We start from the raw sequence: 20,751 nt of genomic DNA, 5'->3' as shown, positions 1-20,751 counted from the left end.
CGTCGGTGTTGGCGTGGCTGTGGGTGTTGAAGTCGGGGTCGGTGCTGGCACAGGTGTAAGTATTGGCAAAAGAGTTCTTCTGGAGCCGCACCCTTGCAGAGAAACCAAAAGCACCAAACCAAAAACTAGCACCGCAATTGATTGGGCAACACGACGCGAAGTAACCCTAGACCACATCTGCTTCACTCCTCCCGAAACTTCAAAGGATCCCGTATTTTTACCGTCTGTATGGATACCATCTTCAGGAAGGAATCTGAGTAAAGGGGCAGTTAAGGTACGCTTAAGAAGACAAGAAGTTACCCCCGCCTGAGTCAAAACTCAGGGGAGAACATGGGCAGGCTTTTTCCCCTAATCCCCCAATTCGGGATCCGGTCGTACCCGCACCCCCATCTGGCGCAGCAGGCGTAAAGAGTTTTCTGGCCCATCGATCATCTGCTGCTCGTTGATCCAGTAGGTGGCAATGCCCAGGTCTTCTAGAAATCGCACATAGGGATCTGGCGGTGGCCCATCGAAAACGGCGGCCTTCTGAACGGAAAAGCCCTGCTCGATCCAAGGGCCGAGGGCAAAGCGCTCATAGTAGAGCAACTGTCCCACCACTTCCTGCAAAGCCTCTGCCGCATCCTTGTGGTGCAGGAGCTTCACTTCGGCCAAAAGCAGATGCCCGTCCGCCACGGCCAAAAAGTCAAAGGTATGCTGATCCTCCCGGACTTCCAATCCTGCCAGGCGGAACCAGCGGCGAAACTGGTGCAAGATCTCGTTGTGGCGCTCGCTGCGCTCCAACTGACGGCGACGGCGGCGTTCTGCCATCAGCGGGTCTGTCCCGGCGCTGTGAGGGATCCCACTGCTGCGGAACTGGGGCGGCTCATCGGGATCCAAAACCACCTTGCCCCCAGCAGGTTGATGCAGGAGGGGCGGCATCTGGGGCAAGAGTTCTGTGGATCCCCACTCCACCTCTGGCTGCTGAGCCCAGGTAAGCAGGTGTCGATTCAAGGGGTGCTCAGGGTGGGTGTCGAACAACAGGTGCAGTTGAGACTGGCTAAACTGAAAATCCAGACGAAATTGCTCGATGGAGAGGCTGCTCCGCCCCTTTTGCAAAGTTTCTTGGCCAAAGTAAAGCATCACCAAGAGCGGGTAAATCGGCAGCGGACGATGGGAGGGAATAAGCATCGCCCACATGTCATCCGTCCAGTGGGGGAGCAGGATCTCGGCCTGTTTGCCTTTGCCCACCACCTGCAACATTTTGGGGTGTCCCGGCTGCCAGCCACAGGGGTGATCGTCAAAGCCGCAAGTCTGTCGCCCTTGATCCACGCTCAAGGGGTAGCGCCCATCATAAAGGCGGAAAGGACAGAGATCCCGGTCTTCGGCCAAAAAGCGCTCGTCTTGCCACAAGTGGGCCGCCAAGGCATGACAGCCGATCCCTTCCTGGCTGTTGCAGGCTTTGAGCCAGCGCCGTTCCGCCAGTTTCCCGCCCACTTTGCTCGGGGCCAGGGGCCGGATCAAACCGTTTTCCCCCTGGTTGAACAGAGGCCACACCAAAGGCTCGCCGGTTTCGGGCAAGGTCGGTAAAAGAGGGTGGGTTTTGCTGTAAAACGGGTCGCAAATGCGCTGGGCCACTTGCTGCAAGGGCAGTCCGCGAGGGGATCCCACCCAAGGCAGCAGGGATCCCGATCCGGCCTGAGCACGGTGATACTGGATGGCCAGAGCCACCTCTAGCCCTATGGGACGGAGTTCCGGCGTGAGCTGCCGGTAGCGCTGCAGCAGCCGGGAAGCCTGCACAAACAGGTCGTAGCGCCGAACGGGAACTGCGTCAGCCATAGTGTTGCAGGAAAAGCTCCCCACTGCCTTGGGCAAGAGCTGGCACAGACAAGCACCATGGCCTCAAGAAATGAGACCTTGGCAACCGCCTCTACAGACCCAGACCTTGCCGAGGATATCGGGCCGACACCCCCTCCTCTTGGCACCAGGTCAGTTGTCAGTGTAGTAGAGAAACTCTAGGGCGAGAAGATGCTGCCCCTCGCTTGCAGGTTGTGGGAAGAATGCGCAGCAGGCCCTAACGCCACGGCCACCCAGGAAAGGGAAAGGGGCGCTCTGTCTCTGCATCGCGGTCGTACTCCGTAGGTCGGCCTGTGTCCCGCTGAAGCACCAAGCTGCCCACATAGTCGGCCTCTCGATAGACGCGGGCAATTTGATGGTGGATTTGGGCCATGTCTTCAGCAGAGACCACGCCATTGTCGGTGGCTTTGTAGAACTGGACCGTGACCCGAATGGGAAAGCGGGGATCCCGCTCGATGTCCAGGTTGTTGACCTCGGTGAAGGGGCCTTCCACCGGCCCATGTCCGATGACAGCGGCTTCTACATTGCTGAGGCCGAGGTCGGCTGCGGGTCCGAAAAACTTGACAGAGATATCCTCAACTTCCCTTCGCGGCGGCTGCCGCTGCTGGAGAGGTACTTGGATCACCATCACCAGGTTCAGGGCTTCTTCTGCTACTTCCGCCGAATGGGGATCTCTGGGGGTTGGGTTGGCGGCTTGCTCGGTCCGAAAATCGCTGAGGCGCTGCCCGGTGAGGCTGGCCCGTTCACCGTTTTGATTGAAGAAAAGGCGCTGGCCCCAAATAGCCCCGCCCACCTTATCTTCGGTGCGGTTCTCGATCACCGTAATGCTGGTGCCCTCGCGGGTGGCCAAGATTGCCAGCACGGCTGGGTTACCGGGATAGGATTGGTAGTTGAATAACACCGGGTTGAATTGGGCAGAGCCCCCGGCAGGGATAGGCAAAAAGGCGGCCTGGGCGCTCACCAACACATGGCTATCCCGTGGAGCCAGCAGGGAGTTCCGGTTGCCGGCCCAAGAGCCGGGATCATGTAAGTAGCGGCGCAGATTCCCCAGCAGCTCTCGCAACGACACTGGTTGCAGGGGTTTTCCTTTTTCGTTGCCCACCAGCACCTGTAGGCTATCGAGGGGCAGGTCGGCAGACAGATCGGCAAAGTTGGGGTAGCGGATCACCGGCATCAAGCTCAGCTCGTAGTGACCCGTTCTGGGGTTGAGCTGTTGTACCTGGATGGTCATGTCGCTGATGTTGGGGCCAAGGGCGGATCCCTTGTGGCGTCCGGTATCTTCCCAGGTGATGTTGACGATATCCAGCCCATACTGCTTTGCCAAGGCTCGCGCTTGCGGATCCCAGGTCATGGAGATCGTCTGGTCAATCACCTGCCTGTAGGCCAAGTATTCCGCCCACTCTGAAGGCGAGGGGGAAGAAAGGGACTGGTGGAGGGGAAAATCCATAGGGGTTGCCTGAGAAGTAGACACCATCGGCGGAGCGGCCAGGGAAATGCCCACCCAGCTCAGTGAACTCAGCAGCCAGGGGATGGGGGCGCGCATAGCAATATTCCTGAGGATTGGAAATTGGGGGACTATACCCTGACAATAGCTCCCAAAAGGGGAGAGGGTGTGGCGGTTTCACTTTTGGCAACCCCATGCTTTTGCCGGGATCCCAGGCCGCCTGGGCTACGATAAAAAGCTGTAGCACCCTTTCGAAATATTCCAGATCATGGCCAGTATTCGCCGGGATCCCGAGGTCAACGCTTCTGTAACTTCAACTTCTCCAGAGCCTCAGGCGCAGGTTCAGCCCTTGCCGCTGCATGTTATGTTCCGCCTGGGCCTGTTTCAGATGGGCTTGGGAATGATGTCGTTGCTCACTTTGGGAGTGCTGAACCGTGTCATGATCGACACGGATCTGCTGGCCATCCCGGCAACGGTGGTGGGGGGATCCCTGGCCATGCACCAGTTGGTCTCCCCGGCTCGGGTTTGGTTTGGGCAGCTCTCGGATGCCAAGCCCCTGTTTGGCCTGCATCGCACCGGCTATGTGCGTCTGGGATCAGTGCTATTTGCCGTTTGTATCTTCCTGGGGGTGCAGGTGGTGTGGGGTTTGGGGGAGAGCTTTGCGGCCACGGGTTGGTCTGGAGCCACCTATGGCTGGGTAGGCTTGGCCTGTTTGATGTTTGCCCTTTATGGTCTCTGCCTCAGCGCCTGCTCCACGCCTTTTGCGGCTTTGCTGGTGGATGTGTCAGACGAGGACAACCGCTCTAAGTTGGTGGGGATCGTCTGGTCCATGTTGATGGTGGGCATTGCCGGGGGGGCGATTGGCTCGGCAGTTCTGCTGCGGGGCTTGCAGCCAGACAACCTGCAGAGCACCATTAATCGCCTCTTCGTCATCATTCCAGCCGTGGTGATCCTGCTGGGGGTGATTGCCACCTGGGGAGTGGAAAAGCGCTATTCCCGCTACGGATCCCGTTCCACCCTGGCCGGACGGGAAGACCAAATCACCCTTGGCACGGCCATCAAGGTGCTGACCGCCAGCCGCCAAACCCTGATCTTTTTCGGCTTCTTGGTGTTGATGACCATGGGCCTGTTTATCCAACAGCCGATCCTAGAACCCTACGGCGGCGAGGTGTTTGGCATGACGGTGGCCCAGAGCACCCAACTCAATGCCTTTTGGAGTTTGGGCATTTTGGTGGGGATTGTGCTGACCGGATTTTTCATTGTGCCCAAGCTGGGCAAACAGACAACGGCCCGTCTGGGCTGTCTGCTGGTGGCCATCTCTTTTGGGCTGACCATTGCATCAGGGTTTACAGGCAATTCACGGCTGTTGCAACTGTGCATGATCCTGTTTGGTTTGGCTTCTGGGATCACCACCAATGGCGCCATTACCCTCATGTTGGATTTGACGGCAGCGGAGACGGCAGGCACCTTTATCGGGGCTTGGGGTCTGGCCCAGGCCATGTCCCAGGCGGTTTCCACCTTGCTCGGCGGGGCTTTGCTCGATCTGGGGCGCATTCTCTTCCCCACTTCTTCAGTGCTTGCCTATGCCACCGTCTTTGGGGTGGAGGCAGCGGTGATGTTGCTGGCCGTGTATTTGCTGGGACGGGTGAGCGTGGCCGAGTTTCGCGAAAAGACCAACCGTGCGCTGACCCAGGTGTTGGCTCTGGAGCTGGAGGGCTAGCAACGCGGGGCCGACTCGTAGTGGGGGCAGCCCTGACAGGGCCCGCTGGGGTTGACGGCACAACGCAGCAAGGGCGAGTGAGCATTAAACCGACAGGAGGGATCCCCCAGGAACCTTCCCACTTCCTGAGGTGGGGTGACCGAACGCACCAGGGCGCGGATCCCACACAGGTGGTATTTGCCTTGCCGGAGCCGGTAGGAATGACGCTTTTCCAGAACCAGGTAGTGCTGCTCTGCCAGTTGGACGTAGGTGCCCGGATGGGGACTGCTCTCCCAAGGGCATTCTTCCACCACCTCTCCCGAATCCGCGTCGATCCACTGAATGGGCAAGGTCGGGTTGATGGAAGACATAAGGCGCAAACGGAGCCAGTTTAGGGCAGCAGACTACAAAATGATGGACTGGGCTTGACTTGTGATTAACAAATTGTGCAACTTTTTCCGGCAACACTGAGTATGGCTGGTACAAATGTTCTCTCTTGTGTGACCTGGAGCCTGCTAATCTACAGAACTTCTACAAAGTTAAGTTAGAAAAAGCTGTACTCAGTGTAATGGATTTTCCGCAGCGGGCGGAGAACGGGATAGGTTGGGCCTGTGGCGGCGAAAAGATGGATGCTTCGACTAGCTGTTGGAATGGGCTTGGCGGGCCAGTTGGGTGAGAAAGGCCAGAGGATGACGGTTTTGGAGCTGCTGCCTAATCCGCTCTTGCAGGATTTCCTCTTGCCAGGGATCCCCGGAAGACAGCCACTCTAGGTAACTGAGCCCCGCCACCCGTGTCAGATAGGCCCCCGTCACTGCCTGCAGGGGGATCCCCATCACCATCAAGGGGCTGGCCTTGAGCAGAGAGCCCAAAGCCTGAGTGGCCAGCTCCAGCCCCCCCAATTGCACCACCATTTGCGCCAAACTCTGGGCGATTTGCTGGGCCCGGCGTAAGGTAATGCGTCGGTCAAACACCTGGTGCAGTTCCCCAATCATGCGCGCCTGAATGGCTACTCCTGCCAGCACATCCAAAGCAGGAAGAGGGTTTGCCGCCAGGGCAGCAGCGGTGGCCCACTGCATCCGTTCCACGATCTGGCGACCCTGTTGGCGACGTTCTTCTTGGAGGGCCTGCTGGACGGCTTCGCTGAGAGTTCGGGTTTGCAACAAGGCATTGGCCAAGCGCAGGTGGGATCCCTTCTGCTGCAGCAGGTGAGCCATTTGTTGAATGAGGGCCTCTGTCTCGGGGGGCTGCGGCTCCCAAGTTTCCCGCACAGAGCCATCTTCGGAGTAGTAGCGAACCTTGAGGGGTTCTGGATCGGCGGCGATGGCCACCACCTGTTCGGCAGGGATAACACCGGCGGTGCGTCGGCGCAAATGGGTCAAGATGGTCTCCACATCCTCCGGCAGCATCTGATCGGTTTTGTTGAGGGCCAGGATGGCGGATTTGCCCAGCCGGGCCAACTCCAGCATTTCGGCATATTCCGAAGCCAGCAGGTCTCCGGCCACCACCAAGATCAGCAGATCCGCCTTCTGGGCCAGGGCGCGGGCTTCCGCTTCACCTGCTCCCCCAATCGTCAGCAGCCCAGGTGTGTCGGTAAGGGAAATGGGGCCGTTCCAGCCCTCCAATTGGTAGGTGTGGATGGATCCCTGCTGGGTGGTGCCCAGGGTGGGGGCTGTTTCGCCCACTGGTCGGCCCATCAAGGCATTGATCAACGAGGTCTTGCCGGCGGAACTGGTGCCGAACACCACCAGATGCAATTCCTCCTGGTTAAGCCGCTGATCGATCTCTTGCAGCTTGGCACGCAGGGCACGGCGACTGATGTCATTCTGCAGCTTCTGGATCAGGCGATCGGCATCTTCCAGATCGGCTTGCACCTGATTCCGCGTTAACTTAACCCGCCGTAGCGGTTGTGTCCGCTGGTTTGGAGTACTTTGCCGTCGGCCAGCCTGCTGCCACCAATGGCGCGCTGCCAGACCTGCTGCTGCTGTCCCTCCCAGGATCCCGGCCACTGCCAGATCCGCCAGCGGCAACGAATGGGGGGCGATAAAGCTATAGATCCCGCTAACCCATTGCAGATATTGGCTCAGGGCCGCCAAACCCAGCCCTGCCCACAACCACACCCAAGTGGAGCGCGACAGCACCATCCCAACCCACAGCCTGCCCAGATCTCCAGATCAAAAAGCCAAAATCGACCGGTCATCCCAGAGGACAGCCCCCGCTGTCAACTGAATCTGCAACCGCTTCTCCAGCATAGGGCTTGCTGTAGCTGAGCATACAATTTTGTCAAGAGTTTTGCTGGGGATCAGCCACCCGCAAGTAAAAGAGGAAGGGGAAGCAGGAAGTCAAAAACACCCTCAGCTCAACCGGCCCAATGAGCCAGGGATCCCCTCTCCCAAAATCGCCGGCGGCTCCAGCGGTGCCGGCAAAAACTCGCCCCCGCGATAATCCAACAGCTGTGCCAGCAGCAAGTAGCCCACCCCCAGAGCAATGGCCAGGATCCCTGTAACGATTGCTACCCACTTAGGCCGCTCCACGCTGAATCTCCCCAATAAAGTGCTGGATCTCGATGCTTCTATGATGCCCGAAGTGGTGGCCCAATTCCTAACGCGGCGGGATCAAGACTGCATCGATGACGTGGATGATGCCGTTGGAAGCTTGAATATCCGCGGCGATCACGTTGGCGTTGTTGATGCGAATCCGTCCGCCCTCAAGAAGCGTGACGGTGACGGGGGATCCCTGCAAAGTCGTTACCTGCTGGCCGGATCTGAGGGCACTGGAAGGAGCCAAGCCAGGAACCACGTGGTAAGTGAGAATGCGCACCAGCTCTGCCCGGTTCTCAGGTCGCAGCAAAGATTCCACCGTGCCAGGGGGCAAAGCGGCAAAAGCAGCATTGGTGGGAGCGAATACCGTGAAGGGACCTTCCCGCTGCAAAGTCCCCACCAAGCCCGCTGCCTGCAGGGCCGTCACCAAGGTACTGAAGTCGGGGTTGGCGGCGGCAACGGCGACGAGGTTGGGCAGCGGCGTAGGGCTGGGAGAGAGAGTTGGGGTAGGCGTCGGCGGGGCAATGGCCGTATCGCTGCTGGAACTGGCACAGCCTACCAAGGCTAAGCAAGCAGCCGCCGTCAGCCCAAGGGTGAGGGCTTTGTAGTTCATAACAAAAGTTAATACTCTAAAACATTTGTCATCATCTTAGGGGTAGCAGCCGCTCTCGCACGGTTAGCTGTAGAGCAGAGCAGGGATCGCCTTCGCGTAGAAGTGGCTGCCGTAAAGTTCGGTATCCTGGGGGTGTGATTGCTGGAGAGGAGAAAGGCCATGAACGGGATCCCGTCGTGGTTGCGGCAACTCCGCAGCTGGCTGCCCTGGGTTGCTCTGCTTCTCATTCTGGTCTTGATCGGCTACTGGGTGGGTCCTCGGCCCAGACCCTACCCCCAAGAGCCGGAGCTGCCCACCCTGGCCCCTCTGCCGCAGCACCCCCGCATCCGGGTGGTGTTCAACCAAAGCCGCGAGAGCACCTATCGGGATCCCTATCGCCAGATCCGCCGCTATGGCTACAACCTGGAAGAGTTCATCATTTCCCAGATTCGCTCCGCTCGGCAGTCGGTGGATATTGCCGTGCAGGAGCTGAACCTACCCCTGATTGCCCAGGCTCTGGTGGAGCGGCGGCAGGCGGGGATCCCTGTGCGTTTTATTACTGAAAACACCTACGTGCGAGCCTGGCACCAGCTCACCCCTGCCGAAGTGCGGGCGCTGGACGAGCGCAGCCGTCGCAAGTTCGAGGAGTACCGCAACCTGGTGGATGTGAACCGCGATGGACGGTTTTCTCCCGAGGAGATTGCCAGCCGAGATGTGTACGCCTTGCTGGATGGGGGGCGGGTGCCCTGGCTGGATGATACCGCCGATGGCTCCAAGGGCAGCGGCCTGATGCACCACAAATTTGTGGTGATCGACGGGCAGAAAGTCTTGACCGGCTCGGCCAATTTCACCCTCTCTGATATTCACGGGGACTTTGATGCGCCTGGCAGTGTCGGCAATGCCAACCATCTGCTGCTGCTGGACAGCCCGGAGCTGGCCCGCCTCTACACCGAGGAATTTGATCTCATGTGGGGCGATGGTCCTGGCGGCTTGACCGATAGCCGCTTCGGCGTGCAAAAGCTCAAGCGTCCCCTGGAAACGGTGTACCTTGACGATGCTATTGTGGGGGTTCACTTTTCTCCTGCCAGTCGCTCCCTGCCCTACGAAGCCACCTCCAACGGCATTATTGCCGCCACCCTGGCCCAAGCCCGGCAACAGGTGGATCTGGCTCTGTTCGTCTTTACGGATCCGGGCATTGCCAACCAACTCAGGCAACTGCGCCAGGAGCGCAACGTAGAAATCCGCGGGGTGTTCGACCCTGGTTTTGCCTTCCGGGACTACAGCCGCACCCTGGAGATGTGGGGGCTGTTGCTCCCCGACGAAAAGTGCCAGGTGGAGGCGGCGCGCCTGCCCTGGACGCTGCCGGCCCAGTCTGTAGGCATACCCAACCTCGCCCCCGGCGATAAGCTGCACCATAAGTTTGCCATCATCGATCCCGGCACTCCTCAGGCCACGGTGATCACCGGATCCAACAACTGGTCGGTCTCGGCCAACCACCTCAACGACGAAAACTTCCTGATCATCCGCAATAGCCGAGTGGTGGATCACTTTGTGCGGGAGTTCGACCGGCTCATTGCCGATGCCCGCTTTGGCCCCAGCCGCCGCCTGCAACAACAGGCAGAAGAGGCGTCCCGTCGCTGCCCCAACCCCGTCCCCGTTGCCGCTTCCTTGCCTGAACCGGAGCCGGAGCTGCTGGAAGTCGAGGTCGTTCTTCCTCCTGAGGCGGGATCCCCTTCCCCGTCGGTTGCTTTTCCGGTGGCGTCTCCTGGGGGATCCCCCCGCGTTAACCTGAATACGGCCACGGCGGCGGAGCTGGAACAGTTGCCCGGCATTGGCCCCGCCCTGGCGCAGCGCATTATCGAGGCCCGCCCCTTCTCCTCTTTGGAGGATCTGCAACGGGTCAATGGCATTGGCCCAGCCCGGATTGAGCAACTGCGGGATCGGGTAACCTGGTAGGAGTTAGCCCCCTCTTGGTCAGGTTGAGGGCGCGGAGTGCTTTCGGAAGTTCATCCCAGAGCAGCTCCTAAAGGGCCTCTCCCCTCGAATAAACCCCAAATTAAACCCCAAATATAGTCATTTCAGTTCAAACCAGGACACTGCACCCACGCCTAAAATGTTGGTCGCATCGGCGTTGCAGAGCAATAATGCAGGGGGCCAAAAGGCTTTTCAAGGACTCCGTCCCGCTGGCGCGATCAATGGCCCAGGTGTCTCACCCTAATCTGAAACGACTATAAATCAGGGATGCATAAGTCTATTCAGAAAGCTCCAGAAACGCTCCCATGCGGCGAAACTTTTGGTAGCGCTCCTCGCGCAATTCTCGCCCGCTCAGGCTAGAAAGTTCCTTGAGATGCCTGAGAAGAGCCTCTTTGAGGGTTTGAGCAGCTTCCAAGGGCGCGCGGTGGGCGCCGCCAACCGGCTCTGGCAGGATCTCGTCGATCACCTCCAGTTGCAGCAGGTCTTGGGCGGTAATGCGCAGGGCTGCCGCCGCTTGGGGAGCCTTCTTGGCATCCTTCCAGAGAATAGCCGCGCAGCCTTCCGGCGAGATCACGGAGTAGACGGCGTGCTCGAACATCAGGATGCGGTTGCCCACCCCAATGGCCAAGGCTCCGCCCGATCCCCCTTCGCCGATGACGGTGCAGATGATGGGGATCTCCAGCCGAAAGAGGGTTTGTAAGTTGGTGGCAATGGCCTCTCCTTGGCCCTCGGCTTCCGCCTTGACGCCTGGGTAAGCCCCCGGCGTATCGATGAAGGTGAGCAGGGGCAGGCCGAAGCGGTGGGCATGTTCCATTAGCCGCAGGGCTTTGCGGTAGCCGGCGGGATTGGGCATCCCAAAGTTGCGGTGGATGTTGTCTTTGGTGTCGCGACCCTTTTGGTGGCCGAGGATCATCACCGGCTGCTCCCCCAGCTTGGCCAACCCGCCCACAATGGCCGGATCGTCTTGGCCGTGGCGATCCCCGTGCAGCTCAAACCAGTCGTCACAGATGGTCTGTACGTAATCCAGGGTGGTGGGGCGGCGGGGGTGACGGGCCACCTGGAGCCGTTCTACTGGCGTGAGCTGGCTGAAGATCTCACGGCGCAGCTCTTCGGCTTTGGCTTCCAATTGGCGAATTTGCTCAGAGGCATCGATGTCGTTTTCTTCTGCCAAGGCCCGAATTTCCTGAATCCGTTGTTCTAGGGCGGCGACAGGCTGCTCAAACTCCAGCAGTAGGCGGTCGTTGGACTTGGTCATGACCGGTTGGCTAAATTTCGGGAGCGTGCTGTGACCGGCAGAGGCTGCACAGATTTCGGGGTCAGGCTTTGATCTTCTCACATGTAGATCCCGTAGGCTAGAGGGAGCAATCCCCCTACTGCCCAAGAGGGATCCCTTGTCTGCTTCTGTCTCTTCTCCCCCTTCACCCCTTCCCCCCTGGCTGCGCTGGGGGGTGGTGGGATCCGTCGTCTTGGCTATCGGGGTGGGAGCCTTTTGGCAATACGGGCGGCCTGAGCGACAAATCCGCGTCCACACCCAGAGATTGCTGCGGGCGGTGGAGCAGCGCAACTGGGATCAGGTGGAGATGTTGGTATCTGAGGCCTATAGCGATGGTTGGGGCCTGAACAAGCAGCGGGCGCTGGCCTACAGCCGCGAGATCTTCGGGCAATTTTTTCGCTTGCGCCTCCAACCCCAAGCGCTGCAGGTGCAGCTCGACCTAGGGGATCCCAGTCGCCAAGGACGGGCCACCCTCTGGTTTGTTATCGAGGGCTCCGGCGGCCCCTTGGCCAACCTGACGCGGGATCAGGTGAACGCCTTGGAGCAACCCTTCCAATTGAATTGGCAGCGACGGGGTGGGGAGCCCTTTCGCTGGGAGCTAACCCGCGTGGAGAATCCAGAGCTGCAACTGCCCCCTCTCCCTTCTCAAGAACAGGCAGGCCAGAGATGAGGGTCGAACACCAACAGGGGGAGCTGGCCTTCGGCTGGCGGGATCCACTGCACAATACCCCGTTGGCGGGCCTGAGCTGCATAGCGGCTGGGGAGAGGCTGCAACTGGGAAGAGGGCAGACGGCGCAGGAGGGGCTGAGTGGGAATGGGCAGAGCCCCTGTTTCTGGGTTGTCGATCTGGTCGGACAATCCGTCCTCAGAACTGCCTGGCTGCAACAGAATAACCCCTTCCGGTTGAAAAGGGATCCCTCGGCCCAGCAACAAACGACCGGTATCCAAAAGCTGGGGGCCGCCCTCCTGAGCAAGCTGAAACTCTGCCCAGCTAAAAACTCGCCGCGCCCGATCAACAGGGAGGCCGAAGCAGTAGGAGCCCAGTTGGAAAGTAATCAAGGTCTGCCGGTTTCTCAGTTGTTCTTGCCGAGCCAGACGACGCAGGCGCAGAGGGGAAAGCAGGGGCATGGACTACCTCGCCATCAAAACGCCGGTGGAAGGTGCCGAAGAGGCTGGTTGCAGCAGTTGCCGCAGCTTTTGGATCAGCTCCTGTTCCTGGAAGGGCTTGGAGAGGTAGGCGCTGGCTCCCAGCCGCTGGGCCAGTTGGCGGTGTTTCTCGCCACTGCGGGAGGTGAGCATGACCACGGGAAGCTGGTCATACAGGGGGTGGGCACGAATCTGGGCCAGCAAGCCAAAGCCATCCAGCCGCGGCATTTCAATGTCGGTAATCACCGCTCGGATGGGAATTCCTCTCTGCAAGTGCTCGAGGGCCTCTTGTCCGTCGCGAGCCTGTTCAACCCGGAACCCTGCTCTTTCTAGGGTCATGGCCAAGAAGCGGCGCACGTTGACCGAATCTTCCACCACCAGCAGGGTGGGCTGGGCGGCAAACCTGGGCTGGGGAAGGGGATCCCTTGCCGACTGACAGGGCTGATCCCGCTGGGCGAGCAGCCAGCTCAAGAGGGCAGGCGGATCCACGAAAAGAGCGATTCGCCCATCGGCCAAAACCGTACAGCCGGAGAATCCCGACGGCAGAGGCAGACCTCCCTCCACCGGGCGCAGAGTTACCTCTTGCTCCCGCCAAAAGCGATCCACCAACAGGCCATAGGGCCGGTTGTCTTCTACCACCAGCAGCACCACAGGTCGGTCGAGAAGGGGGGTCTCGTCAATTTCCCGGCGAGGCTGCCAGCGCGCGAAGCGAAACCAGTGGCCCACAGGAATTAAAGGGATCTGCTCCCCTTCCCAGAGAAAGGAATCGGCAGGCAACTGCGGGGGGATAAGCAATTCTTCCACTGCGTTGGCCGGAAAAGCCAACATCAACCCCTGGCATTCTGTCAGCAGCACGCGGGTGACGCTCAAAGAAACGGGCAGAGTGAGGGTAAACAGCGTGCCCCGTCCCGGCCAAGATTCCACCTGCACCTGGCCGCCAATTCGTTGCAGGTTGGTGCGTACCACGTCTAGACCCACTCCCCGTCCAGATAGCTCGCTGACTCGCTCGGCGGTGCTGAAGCCCGGCTGGAAGATCAACTCCAGCAGCTCCTGGGAGCTGGCCTCAGCCAGGTCGGCAGCGGAAAACCCTATCTGCAAGGCGCGGGCCCGGATTTTATCCAGACAGATCCCTGCCCCATCGTCTCGCACCGTGATCAGAGTGCGGTTGCCCCGTTGGCTGGCGGCAATTTCGATGAGGCCCTTGGCCGGCTTGCCCTGGGCCAGGCGGGTGTCTGGAGCCTCGATGCCGTGGTCAAAGGCGTTGCGCACCAAGTGCAACAAGGGATCCGCCAAGGCCTCCAAAATCGAGCGCTCGATTAGGGTGGATCCCCCCAAGACCCGCAGCTCCACGGGCTTGCCATGGGCTAAGCTCAGCTCCCGCAGCGCTCTGGGGAAGCGATCCGTCAAATCCGATAGAGGCTGCATGCGCACCTGGTCGAGACGGGTTTGCATTTGCCTGGAGAGGCGGCTGAGCTGGCGGGCGCTGCCTTCGGTCTCCTGCAGGGTGGTGTCGATATCGTGGGTTACCTCATCAATTTGCACAACGGTTTCCATCACCTCTTGGGTCAGCAGGTGCATCTCTCCATAGCGATCCATCTCCAAGAGGTCAAAGGTATCGGCCAAGGTCAGGCCGGGATCCCCTTCTTTTTTCAAGAGCACAGAAGCAGGCACGGTGGCAGCGACGCGGTCGTAGCTGCTGCGCAGGCGGCTGTTGGTTTCTTCTAGAGTGCGAACCCGCCGTTTGAACAAGCTGACCAGCTCCCGCAGCCGTTGCAGGCGACTGTTTAAGCGGTTGCGCTCCCCTATGAGCTCTCCCAACAGCTCCCCCAACTGTTCCAGAGGGCGAGCCGGCACCCGTAGCATCTCGGCAGCGCTTTTGGCCCCGGCTGGAATCGAATCCGGCAGCTCGGTGGCTCCTGCCATTGCAGGGGGAGGGGCTTCTGGCGGGGGGGAAACTGGAGGCTCTGCCGGATCCCAGGAGCTGGGGAGAAGAGCGACCTGACCGACCAGCACCAGGGCCTGCGAGCGTCGCCAAGCTTGTAAAGCCGCCTGAGCAACGGGCAACACCTGCTCCTTGGCATTTGGCGGCAGCGTCTCCAGAGCTTGGACTACTGAGCCGCACAGGGTGGCAAAGGCAGGCAGATCCAACATTTCCCCCAGCGCCCCCAGCTCTTGGGCAGCAATGAGAAACTCCTCCCGCAAACAGGGCTGCTCGGGGTGGGCCAGCACACCTTCCAACCGCTGCAGACAGGCCTCCACCTCGGTTGCAAACAGCAGCACCCGCATATCGCCCCCGGCCTCTGCTGCCAGGACTTGGACGTTGTCCTCAGGCTGCAACTCTCCCAACTGCTCTCGCAATTGATCGAAAAGAGGCTGCACCCGCTCTGCCAGCCAAGATTCGTCCAAAAGCCGCTGCTGGCGGTGCTGCTGGGCTATTTGGCGCATGCAATCCAACGCCGCCAAGAGGTTGCGCTCCACTGCGGGGTCGGCTTTTTGGGGATCCACCTGCAAGATCTTGAAACCATCTTCCAGGCGATGGGCCAAGTCGCTAAGCACCGGAAAGCCCATCATGGCCGCCCCGCCCTTGATGGAATGAGCAGCCCGCAGCAAGCGATCCAAACGGGGGCGATCCAAACTCTGGGATCCCAGGCCCAACACCCCTGCCTCCAGGGTGTCGAGGTAAGCCTGGGCTTCGTCCAAAAACTGCAGCCTAACCTGCCACTCGCGTGGGTCGAGGGAAGTGGGATTCGGCCCCATGCTAAACCGCCTCCCCCACCTTGAAGGTGGACACAGAAGTCTGCAACTGACGGGCAACCGCCACCGTAGCCTGGAGAGAGTTGGCCACCTGCTGCGAGGCTGCCGCCGTCTGGGCGGCAATGTTGGCGATTTGCTGCATCAACTGGCGCACCGTTTGAGATGCATCTGCCTGGGCATCGGTGGAGCGGGCAATGGCCTGAAAGAGCTGGTTCACCTGCCGCGAGACTTCCACAATTTGTCCCAGGCTCTGCTTGGCTGCTTCCACCAAGCGGGTTCCCTCCACCACCTGGCCGGTGCTGGTTTCCATCGCCTGTACCACCTCGCCGGTTTCCCGTTGGATCCCTTCCACAATGCGCTCGATCTCGCGGGTGGCTTCTGCCGACTGGGCCGCCAGTGCCCCGACTTCCTCGGCGACCACCGCAAAACCTCGCCCTTCTTCGCCGGCACGGGCTGCCTCGATACTGGCGTTCACCGCCAAGAGGTTGGTTTTCAGCGCAATCTGGTTGATCAAGGACACCACCTTGGAAATCTGCTGGGAAGATTCCCCCAGCCGCTTCACCTTCTTGGCCGTTTCGGCCACCGTTTCCCGCAGTTGCAGGATGTTTTGCACTGTGCGATCCATAGTCAAGCTGCTGTTGATGGCCGTGGCGGCGGCAGATTCGGCAACGGTGGCGGCCTGTTGGGCTTTATCGGCTACCTCCTCGATTGAGAGCGTCATTTGCTCGACAGAGCGCAAGGTCTCTTCGATTTGGGTGGCCTGTCGGAGAGCGGCTTCGGCCAACTCGCGAATGGCTGCCTCGTCACGACCAATGGATTGGTTGACTTGACCGGCGGCCTGCTGCACTTGAATCACGATGTCGCGCAAGCTCTCGATAATGACGTTGAAAAAGTCCGCCATGATGCCAACTTGTCCGGCTGTTAGCTGCGCCCGCACCGTGAGATCCCCCCGCGAGGCTTCTGTGACCTCGCTGATAAGCTGCAGCAGCTCTCTTTGCAGCGCTTCCGACCGCTCCCGTTCCTGGGCGGCCACGGCTTTTTGCTCCAGCGCCCCCAGGTTACCCAAAGCTTGACCCAGGCGGTTGGCCAGCTCTGCCAAGGTTTTCTGTTCTTCGTCAGACCAGCTCTGGCTTTGGGCGCGGCCTATTGCCAAAAAACCGTAAAGCTCATCGCCACGCACCACCGGCGCTATCATCTCGGCTTTCAGTTGGGCTGTGGCCAGCCTCTGCAGGTAGTCGGCGCCCAGATCTGGCCTAGGCACCGGGCCAAAAGCGTAAACTTGCCCGCCGTGGAGAGCCTGCTGGATCGGAGCCGGGATCCTGCGGAGGAGGGTGCCCAAGGTGTCGGGCAGGCAGCTGTCGTGAGATTCAGCGATAACCTGCGCCTCTTCGGGAGCGGTCAAGCGATAGAAGGCCACTCGTTCGGCACCGAAGCGCTGGCGCATCTCGCCCAACAAGTCAGTTAGGGGATCGATCAGCTCTTGCTCTTGGCGAATCCGGGCAATATCGGCAAACCGCTGGGCCAGTCGGGTGTCGGAAACTTGTCGCTCGTAGGTGGCGTTGCGTTCCCGCACAAAGTTGCGCACCAGGATCAAAATGATCCCCCAGCTCAGCAGCAGAATCGGGAAGCTGATGCCGGAAAAGATCAAAGCCTGCAGCAGATTTTGCTCGTAAAGCTGGACGCTGGCCTGAATGTTGCTGCGAATGGCCTCCAGGGTTTGGTTGATCCCTTCGGCGTAGATGCGCTTTTGCTCTTCGTACTCAGGGCTGTGCAGCAAGTTGAAAGCCCGTTCCTGCTCGCCGGCCCGAATCAGATCAAAAGCCTGCACTTCCCACTCCACCAGCTTGATGTTGGCTGCTGTGGTTTTGGCTGCATAGGCTTCGTAAGAGGCGGGATCCAATTGCTGAATCTCCGCCAGCACCTCATCCAACTGAGGGACATGGATGTTGTAGCGCTCTTCCCAGGACAGATCCCCGCTGGCAGCGGCCATGCGGGCAGACATGGTCAAGACTTCATCCAAATAGATCACCTGATCGCTCAGGTTTTGCAGGGTGAACTGCCGCGAGATCGCCGGCTTGAACTCGAAATAGGTGCGGGCTACGCTGCCGGCAGAGACGGCAAACAGCAGGGAGCTGATGCCCAGAGGAAAACTGATTGCCAGGGCCAGGCGGGATCCCGCGACTTTGCGTTGGGCCCGGGAAGATGGAGCAGGCCTGAGAAAGAGGGGACGGAAGGAAACCATAGAATTTTGCCTTTAAGTGAGGGTAAGTCGGGGAAAAGGTTGCCAAGATCAAGGGTTTGCCGAGGAATCAACTGAGTTGAGCTTTTGGACAATGGCAAGAGGGTCGAGCACCCAGAGAGGCTCATCCCCTTCCAACACCAGCCCTTTGCAAGAGTCGTAGAAGTTCTCCAGTCGAAAGTTGTTTTGTGCTGCCTGGGCTTTTGTTAAGGGTTGGATCTCCTCGGCGGGCACTCGAGCTACTCCTTTCACGTGTTGGGTTGCCAGGCCCAAGCCTGTTCGCACTGGCGATGCAGAGCCCCCAAATTCTGGGCGCATCACCACCAAGTGGTGTTCGGGCTGCCCAAAGTCCAAGGGCTCTAGGCCGAGAAATTGCGGCAGATCCAGTCCCCAGAGAATGCGATTGCGATAGTTGAACAAGCCCAGCACCCATGCGGGCTGGTTGGGGAGAGGGGTAAAGTGGTGCGGGCCAACAATTAGAGCTTCCTGGGCAAATGCCATGGGCAAAAGGGCCCGACAGTCTACCCCCAACTGTAGATGTAAGTACAGCTCGCCGGTACGGGTAGAAGTAGGGCTGTGTGGGGAGAAAGCTACCGCCATTGCCGTTCTCGCTCTGCCAATTCTAAGACATCTCCTAAGAACAATTCGTGATAATCACAGGGATCCTAACTGGAGGCGCAGCTCAGCAAGGACAGGAGTGGCAAAAATCATGAGCTCGGGCTGAGCACTACTGATTTCACGGCCCGCAAAATGTCTTCGCGGGTAAAAGGCTTGGTCAGATAAAGATCGATCCCTTGCTTCATGCCCCAGAGTTTGTCCAGCTCTTGATTTTTAGAAGTACAGGCCACAACGGGCAACTTTTGGGTTTCCGGGTTTTTCTTGATTTGGCGGCACAATTCCAGCCCGCTCATGCCTTCCATGACCAAGTCCGTCAGCACCACATCGGGTTTGTCGTTGCGGATCTGCTGCAATGCCTCTTGGGCGTTGGCCACCGCTACCACCTGATAGCCTTCTGAGCGGAGGTAATCGCTGATGAGCTGTCGCTCCGAGGCCACATCTTCCACCACAAGAACTTTCACCATGATCGACATCTCCTTACCTCTTTTTCGACGAACCTTTAGAGGGATCCCTAGCTGAGATAGCGAAACACCATCTGCAGCAATTCTTCCTGCCGAAAGGGCTTGGTCAGGTAATCGGTGGCACCGGCCAGGCGCGCCTTCACCCGATCGATCAGACCTTTGTGGCCTGTGACCATCACCACCGGCACATCCTTTAACACGGAGGATTTGCGGATGAGGCTGCACAATTGGTAGCCATCCACGTTGGGCATACCCACGTCCAGCAGGATCAAATCTGGCTTGAGGGTGGTCAGCTTCATCAGGGCTTTCAAAGAGTCGCTGATGGCGTGAATGACCAGGTTGTGCCCTTCCAACAACCGCTGCAACTCGCTGAGCATGGCTTCGCTGTCGTCAATACAGGCCACAATCCAGGTTTTCGAGGCTTGGGGAGATGGGCCTAGATCTGCAAGCCCGTTGGCCAGGTGAAGAGGGACGGTGGGAGTTTCTGAGGGCTGTGATTCTGTCTCAAGCTTGGCCGAGTAGGTTTTGGGCAGCCGATCAAAGGGGGGCTGGGGATCCCGCAGGACAAGGATACCGGCTTTGACCAGAGGATGTAGGCGGCGAGCGATCTGGAGGTCGTCTTGATCGAGAAGGGCGCTCAACTGGCGGAAGCTAAACCCCTTCAGTAACCGGCCTAGCCGTTCCTGTTGCTCGGCGGGAAGGCGTTCTGCCTGGGCCCGGCTGGCAAAGTAGGGCCGTTGGTAGGGGGAGGTGATCTCAGGCCCCAAAGATTGCCATGCCCGTAGCCGCTTTTGGATCAGGTCGAGCAGGGATCCCCCATCCCACTGGCCCAGGGTGGGCACGTTGTCCAGTGGGATGATCTCCTGCTGAAAGCCCCCTGGAACCAGCAACAGATTTTGCAGCACCTCCTCGCCGATCCAAGCATTCAACCTGCGCGCAGCTTCCCAAGGCAGCAGTTGCTCCGTTACCATCCAACTCAGCCCCAGAAGGTCTGCAGGTAGAGGCCCAGTCTCCTGAGCCAATAGCGCCTCCACCTGCCGATGGATGCGTAGGCAATTTTGGCGAGTCAGAGAAAAGACTTGATGGCTGAGCCGACGCAGGTGGCGATCCAAGCGCTCCAAGGGCTCCAAGCTGTGGTGAGCAAACCCCAGGCGACCTTGGTGAAACACCAATGACCAAGTGCCCAGCCCCTCCCCTTTGTCCAAGGCACTGAAATACCGAACAACTCCTGTGAAGCTGACCTCTGCGTTCAGCAGATGGGCCGAGACTTCTGTACAGACGGGGGGACGGTTCATGGGTCGAGAGGACGTGCTCGGAACAATTTCCTGCGCTGAGGTTGATGACACGACTGAAGTCTTAGCTACCCCACAAGCCGGTGAAAAAATGCTTTCCAGAATACAGTTCAAGCCCAGCCCTGACCCAGACGAGATCTTTAGATGAGCCAAGCCCAACAAGACGGCCAAGGCTGCACGAACTCAAAGGCAGTTTCAGCGTTCAATCCGTATTCAGAAAAACTCTCCTCCTGGGGAGATCGATGACTATTGCTCATCAGCCAATCTCTAAAGGTGAAGGCTAGCCCTCAGATTGTCTGCTGGCTTTCTTACTCGGGAACTTCCCGCGGAAAGCCTGCAAGACAAGATAAAGGTAACCCCGATAAACCTCTTCCGTAAAAATACGGAACTTAGGTCTTCTCCAATTTCCAAAGCTGCTCCAGGTGGGCTTGGCAGCGGCGCAGCAGTTGCCGACTCTCTTCAAAACTGATCTGCTCCAAGGCTTCGGGGTAGGAGCACCAGCGGTAGGCGGCCACCTCCTCTGGTTGCACCTGTAGCTCAGGGGGAGGAAATTGGGGCGGCAGCAAGGCCACGTAGTAGGTAACGGTTTTGGCCACTCGGTTCCCCTCTGGATCCGTAAAGGTGTAGGCTTCCTGCAGCGTCAAAGGGTCAGACTGGCCGGGCAGGGTCAGAAGCTGGTAGTCGGTCAAGCCGGTTTCCTCTCGCAATTCTCGCTGCGCCGCCTCCAGGTCGCTTTCGGAGCCATCCTTGTGCCCTTTTGGGAAAGCCCAATGCCCCTTCTGGTGCTGGATGAGCAGATACAAATGCGAAGAGCCGGGTCCGGGAGCTTCCTGGGCGGGCGGGCGGGGCAGGATGGGGATCACCCCATAGGCAGCATCTATCAGCATTG

The 20,751-nt window shown here is 59.3% G+C and carries 17 protein-coding genes; 3 read left to right on the top strand and 14 right to left on the bottom strand.

All coding sequences use genetic code 11. The features are described from left to right. Positions 1 to 348: 348 nt before the first annotated feature. A complete protein-coding gene (locus NW839_RS01595) occupies positions 349 to 1,815 on the bottom strand; it encodes a hypothetical protein (protein WP_414349737.1) in 1,467 nt (488 codons plus the stop codon). Positions 1,816 to 2,050: 235 nt separating this feature from the next. Beyond that, positions 2,051 to 3,376 (bottom strand): hypothetical protein, encoded by a 1,326-nt coding sequence (locus NW839_RS01590; protein ID WP_414349736.1) that lies wholly within the window; start codon positions 3,374 to 3,376, stop codon positions 2,051 to 2,053. Positions 3,377 to 3,545: 169 nt separating this feature from the next. Here NW839_RS01590 and NW839_RS01585 point away from each other — a divergent pair, with 169 nt between their 5' ends. Beyond that, positions 3,546 to 4,997: a BCD family MFS transporter gene (locus NW839_RS01585; protein WP_414349735.1), complete on the top strand. Its 1,452-nt coding sequence runs from the start codon at positions 3,546 to 3,548 to the stop codon at positions 4,995 to 4,997. Here NW839_RS01585 and NW839_RS01580 read toward each other — a convergent pair. The 4 genes from NW839_RS01580 to NW839_RS01565 form a co-directional block, all read right to left on the bottom strand. Then, entirely contained in the window at positions 4,994 to 5,347 is a 354-nt protein-coding gene (locus tag NW839_RS01580; protein WP_414349734.1) for a DUF6464 family protein, read from the bottom strand. The two genes, NW839_RS01585 and NW839_RS01580, sit on opposite strands and share 4 nt — an antisense overlap. 267 nt (positions 5,348 to 5,614) lie before the next feature. Beyond that, positions 5,615 to 7,117, bottom strand: a complete 1,503-nt coding sequence (locus tag NW839_RS01575; RefSeq protein WP_414349733.1) for a DUF697 domain-containing protein — start codon at positions 7,115 to 7,117, stop codon at positions 5,615 to 5,617. A gap of 210 nt (positions 7,118 to 7,327) precedes the next feature. Further along, positions 7,328 to 7,507, bottom strand: a complete 180-nt coding sequence (locus tag NW839_RS01570; protein ID WP_414349732.1) for a hypothetical protein — start codon at positions 7,505 to 7,507, stop codon at positions 7,328 to 7,330. 67 nt (positions 7,508 to 7,574) lie between these two features. Continuing rightward, positions 7,575 to 8,126, bottom strand: coding sequence for a fasciclin domain-containing protein (locus NW839_RS01565; RefSeq protein WP_414349731.1), 552 nt, complete (start codon positions 8,124 to 8,126; stop codon positions 7,575 to 7,577). A 159-nt stretch (positions 8,127 to 8,285) separates the two neighbouring features. Here NW839_RS01565 and NW839_RS01560 point away from each other — a divergent pair, with 159 nt between their 5' ends. Further along, positions 8,286 to 10,061 carry a phospholipase D-like domain-containing protein gene (locus tag NW839_RS01560; protein WP_414349730.1) on the top strand — a complete coding sequence of 592 codons (1,776 nt, stop codon included), beginning with the start codon at positions 8,286 to 8,288 and terminating at the stop codon, positions 10,059 to 10,061. Between the two features lie 295 nt (positions 10,062 to 10,356). Here NW839_RS01560 and NW839_RS01555 read toward each other — a convergent pair whose 3' ends face one another. Further along, positions 10,357 to 11,334: an acetyl-CoA carboxylase carboxyltransferase subunit alpha gene (locus tag NW839_RS01555; RefSeq protein WP_414349729.1), complete on the bottom strand. Its 978-nt coding sequence runs from the start codon at positions 11,332 to 11,334 to the stop codon at positions 10,357 to 10,359. Between the two features lie 136 nt (positions 11,335 to 11,470). Here NW839_RS01555 and NW839_RS01550 point away from each other — a divergent pair, with 136 nt between their 5' ends. Further along, positions 11,471 to 12,022 (top strand): hypothetical protein, encoded by a 552-nt coding sequence (locus tag NW839_RS01550; protein ID WP_414349728.1) that lies wholly within the window; start codon positions 11,471 to 11,473, stop codon positions 12,020 to 12,022. On the opposite strand, the gene NW839_RS01545 is transcribed toward NW839_RS01550, so the two are convergent. The 7 genes from NW839_RS01545 to NW839_RS01515 form a co-directional block, all read right to left on the bottom strand. Then, positions 11,998 to 12,480, bottom strand: coding sequence for a hypothetical protein (locus NW839_RS01545; RefSeq protein WP_414329976.1), 483 nt, complete (start codon positions 12,478 to 12,480; stop codon positions 11,998 to 12,000). The genes NW839_RS01550 and NW839_RS01545 overlap by 25 nt on opposite strands. Positions 12,481 to 12,483: 3 nt before the next feature. After that, on the bottom strand, positions 12,484 to 15,255 hold the full coding sequence (locus NW839_RS01540) for a hybrid sensor histidine kinase/response regulator (protein WP_011434294.1): 2,772 nt from the start codon (positions 15,253 to 15,255) through the stop codon (positions 12,484 to 12,486). A 1-nt stretch (position 15,256) separates the two neighbouring features. After that, the gene (locus NW839_RS01535; protein WP_414349727.1) at positions 15,257 to 17,494 is read right to left on the bottom strand and encodes a methyl-accepting chemotaxis protein; all 2,238 of its coding nucleotides are present in this window, start codon (positions 17,492 to 17,494) and stop codon (positions 15,257 to 15,259) included. A gap of 48 nt (positions 17,495 to 17,542) precedes the next feature. Beyond that, complete coding sequence (locus NW839_RS01530) at positions 17,543 to 18,091, bottom strand: chemotaxis protein CheW (protein WP_011434292.1); 549 nt, start codon at positions 18,089 to 18,091, stop codon at positions 17,543 to 17,545. 107 nt (positions 18,092 to 18,198) lie between these two features. Further along, complete coding sequence (locus tag NW839_RS01525; protein ID WP_011434291.1) at positions 18,199 to 18,573, bottom strand: response regulator; 375 nt, start codon at positions 18,571 to 18,573, stop codon at positions 18,199 to 18,201. Between the two features lie 47 nt (positions 18,574 to 18,620). Next, entirely contained in the window at positions 18,621 to 19,865 is a 1,245-nt protein-coding gene (locus NW839_RS01520) for a response regulator (RefSeq protein WP_414341953.1), read from the bottom strand. 386 nt (positions 19,866 to 20,251) lie between these two features. Further along, positions 20,252 to 20,749: a bis(5'-nucleosyl)-tetraphosphatase gene (locus NW839_RS01515; protein WP_414349726.1), complete on the bottom strand. Its 498-nt coding sequence runs from the start codon at positions 20,747 to 20,749 to the stop codon at positions 20,252 to 20,254. Between the last annotated feature and the right edge of the window lie 2 nt (positions 20,750 to 20,751).

The sequence above is a fragment of the Synechococcus sp. R5-15 genome (genome assembly GCF_047462035.1).
GTDB lineage: Bacteria > Cyanobacteriota > Cyanobacteriia > Thermostichales > Thermostichaceae > Thermostichus.
The sequence above is the reverse complement of the archived record's forward strand: the minus strand, read 5'-3'. Positions and strand labels throughout refer to the sequence as shown.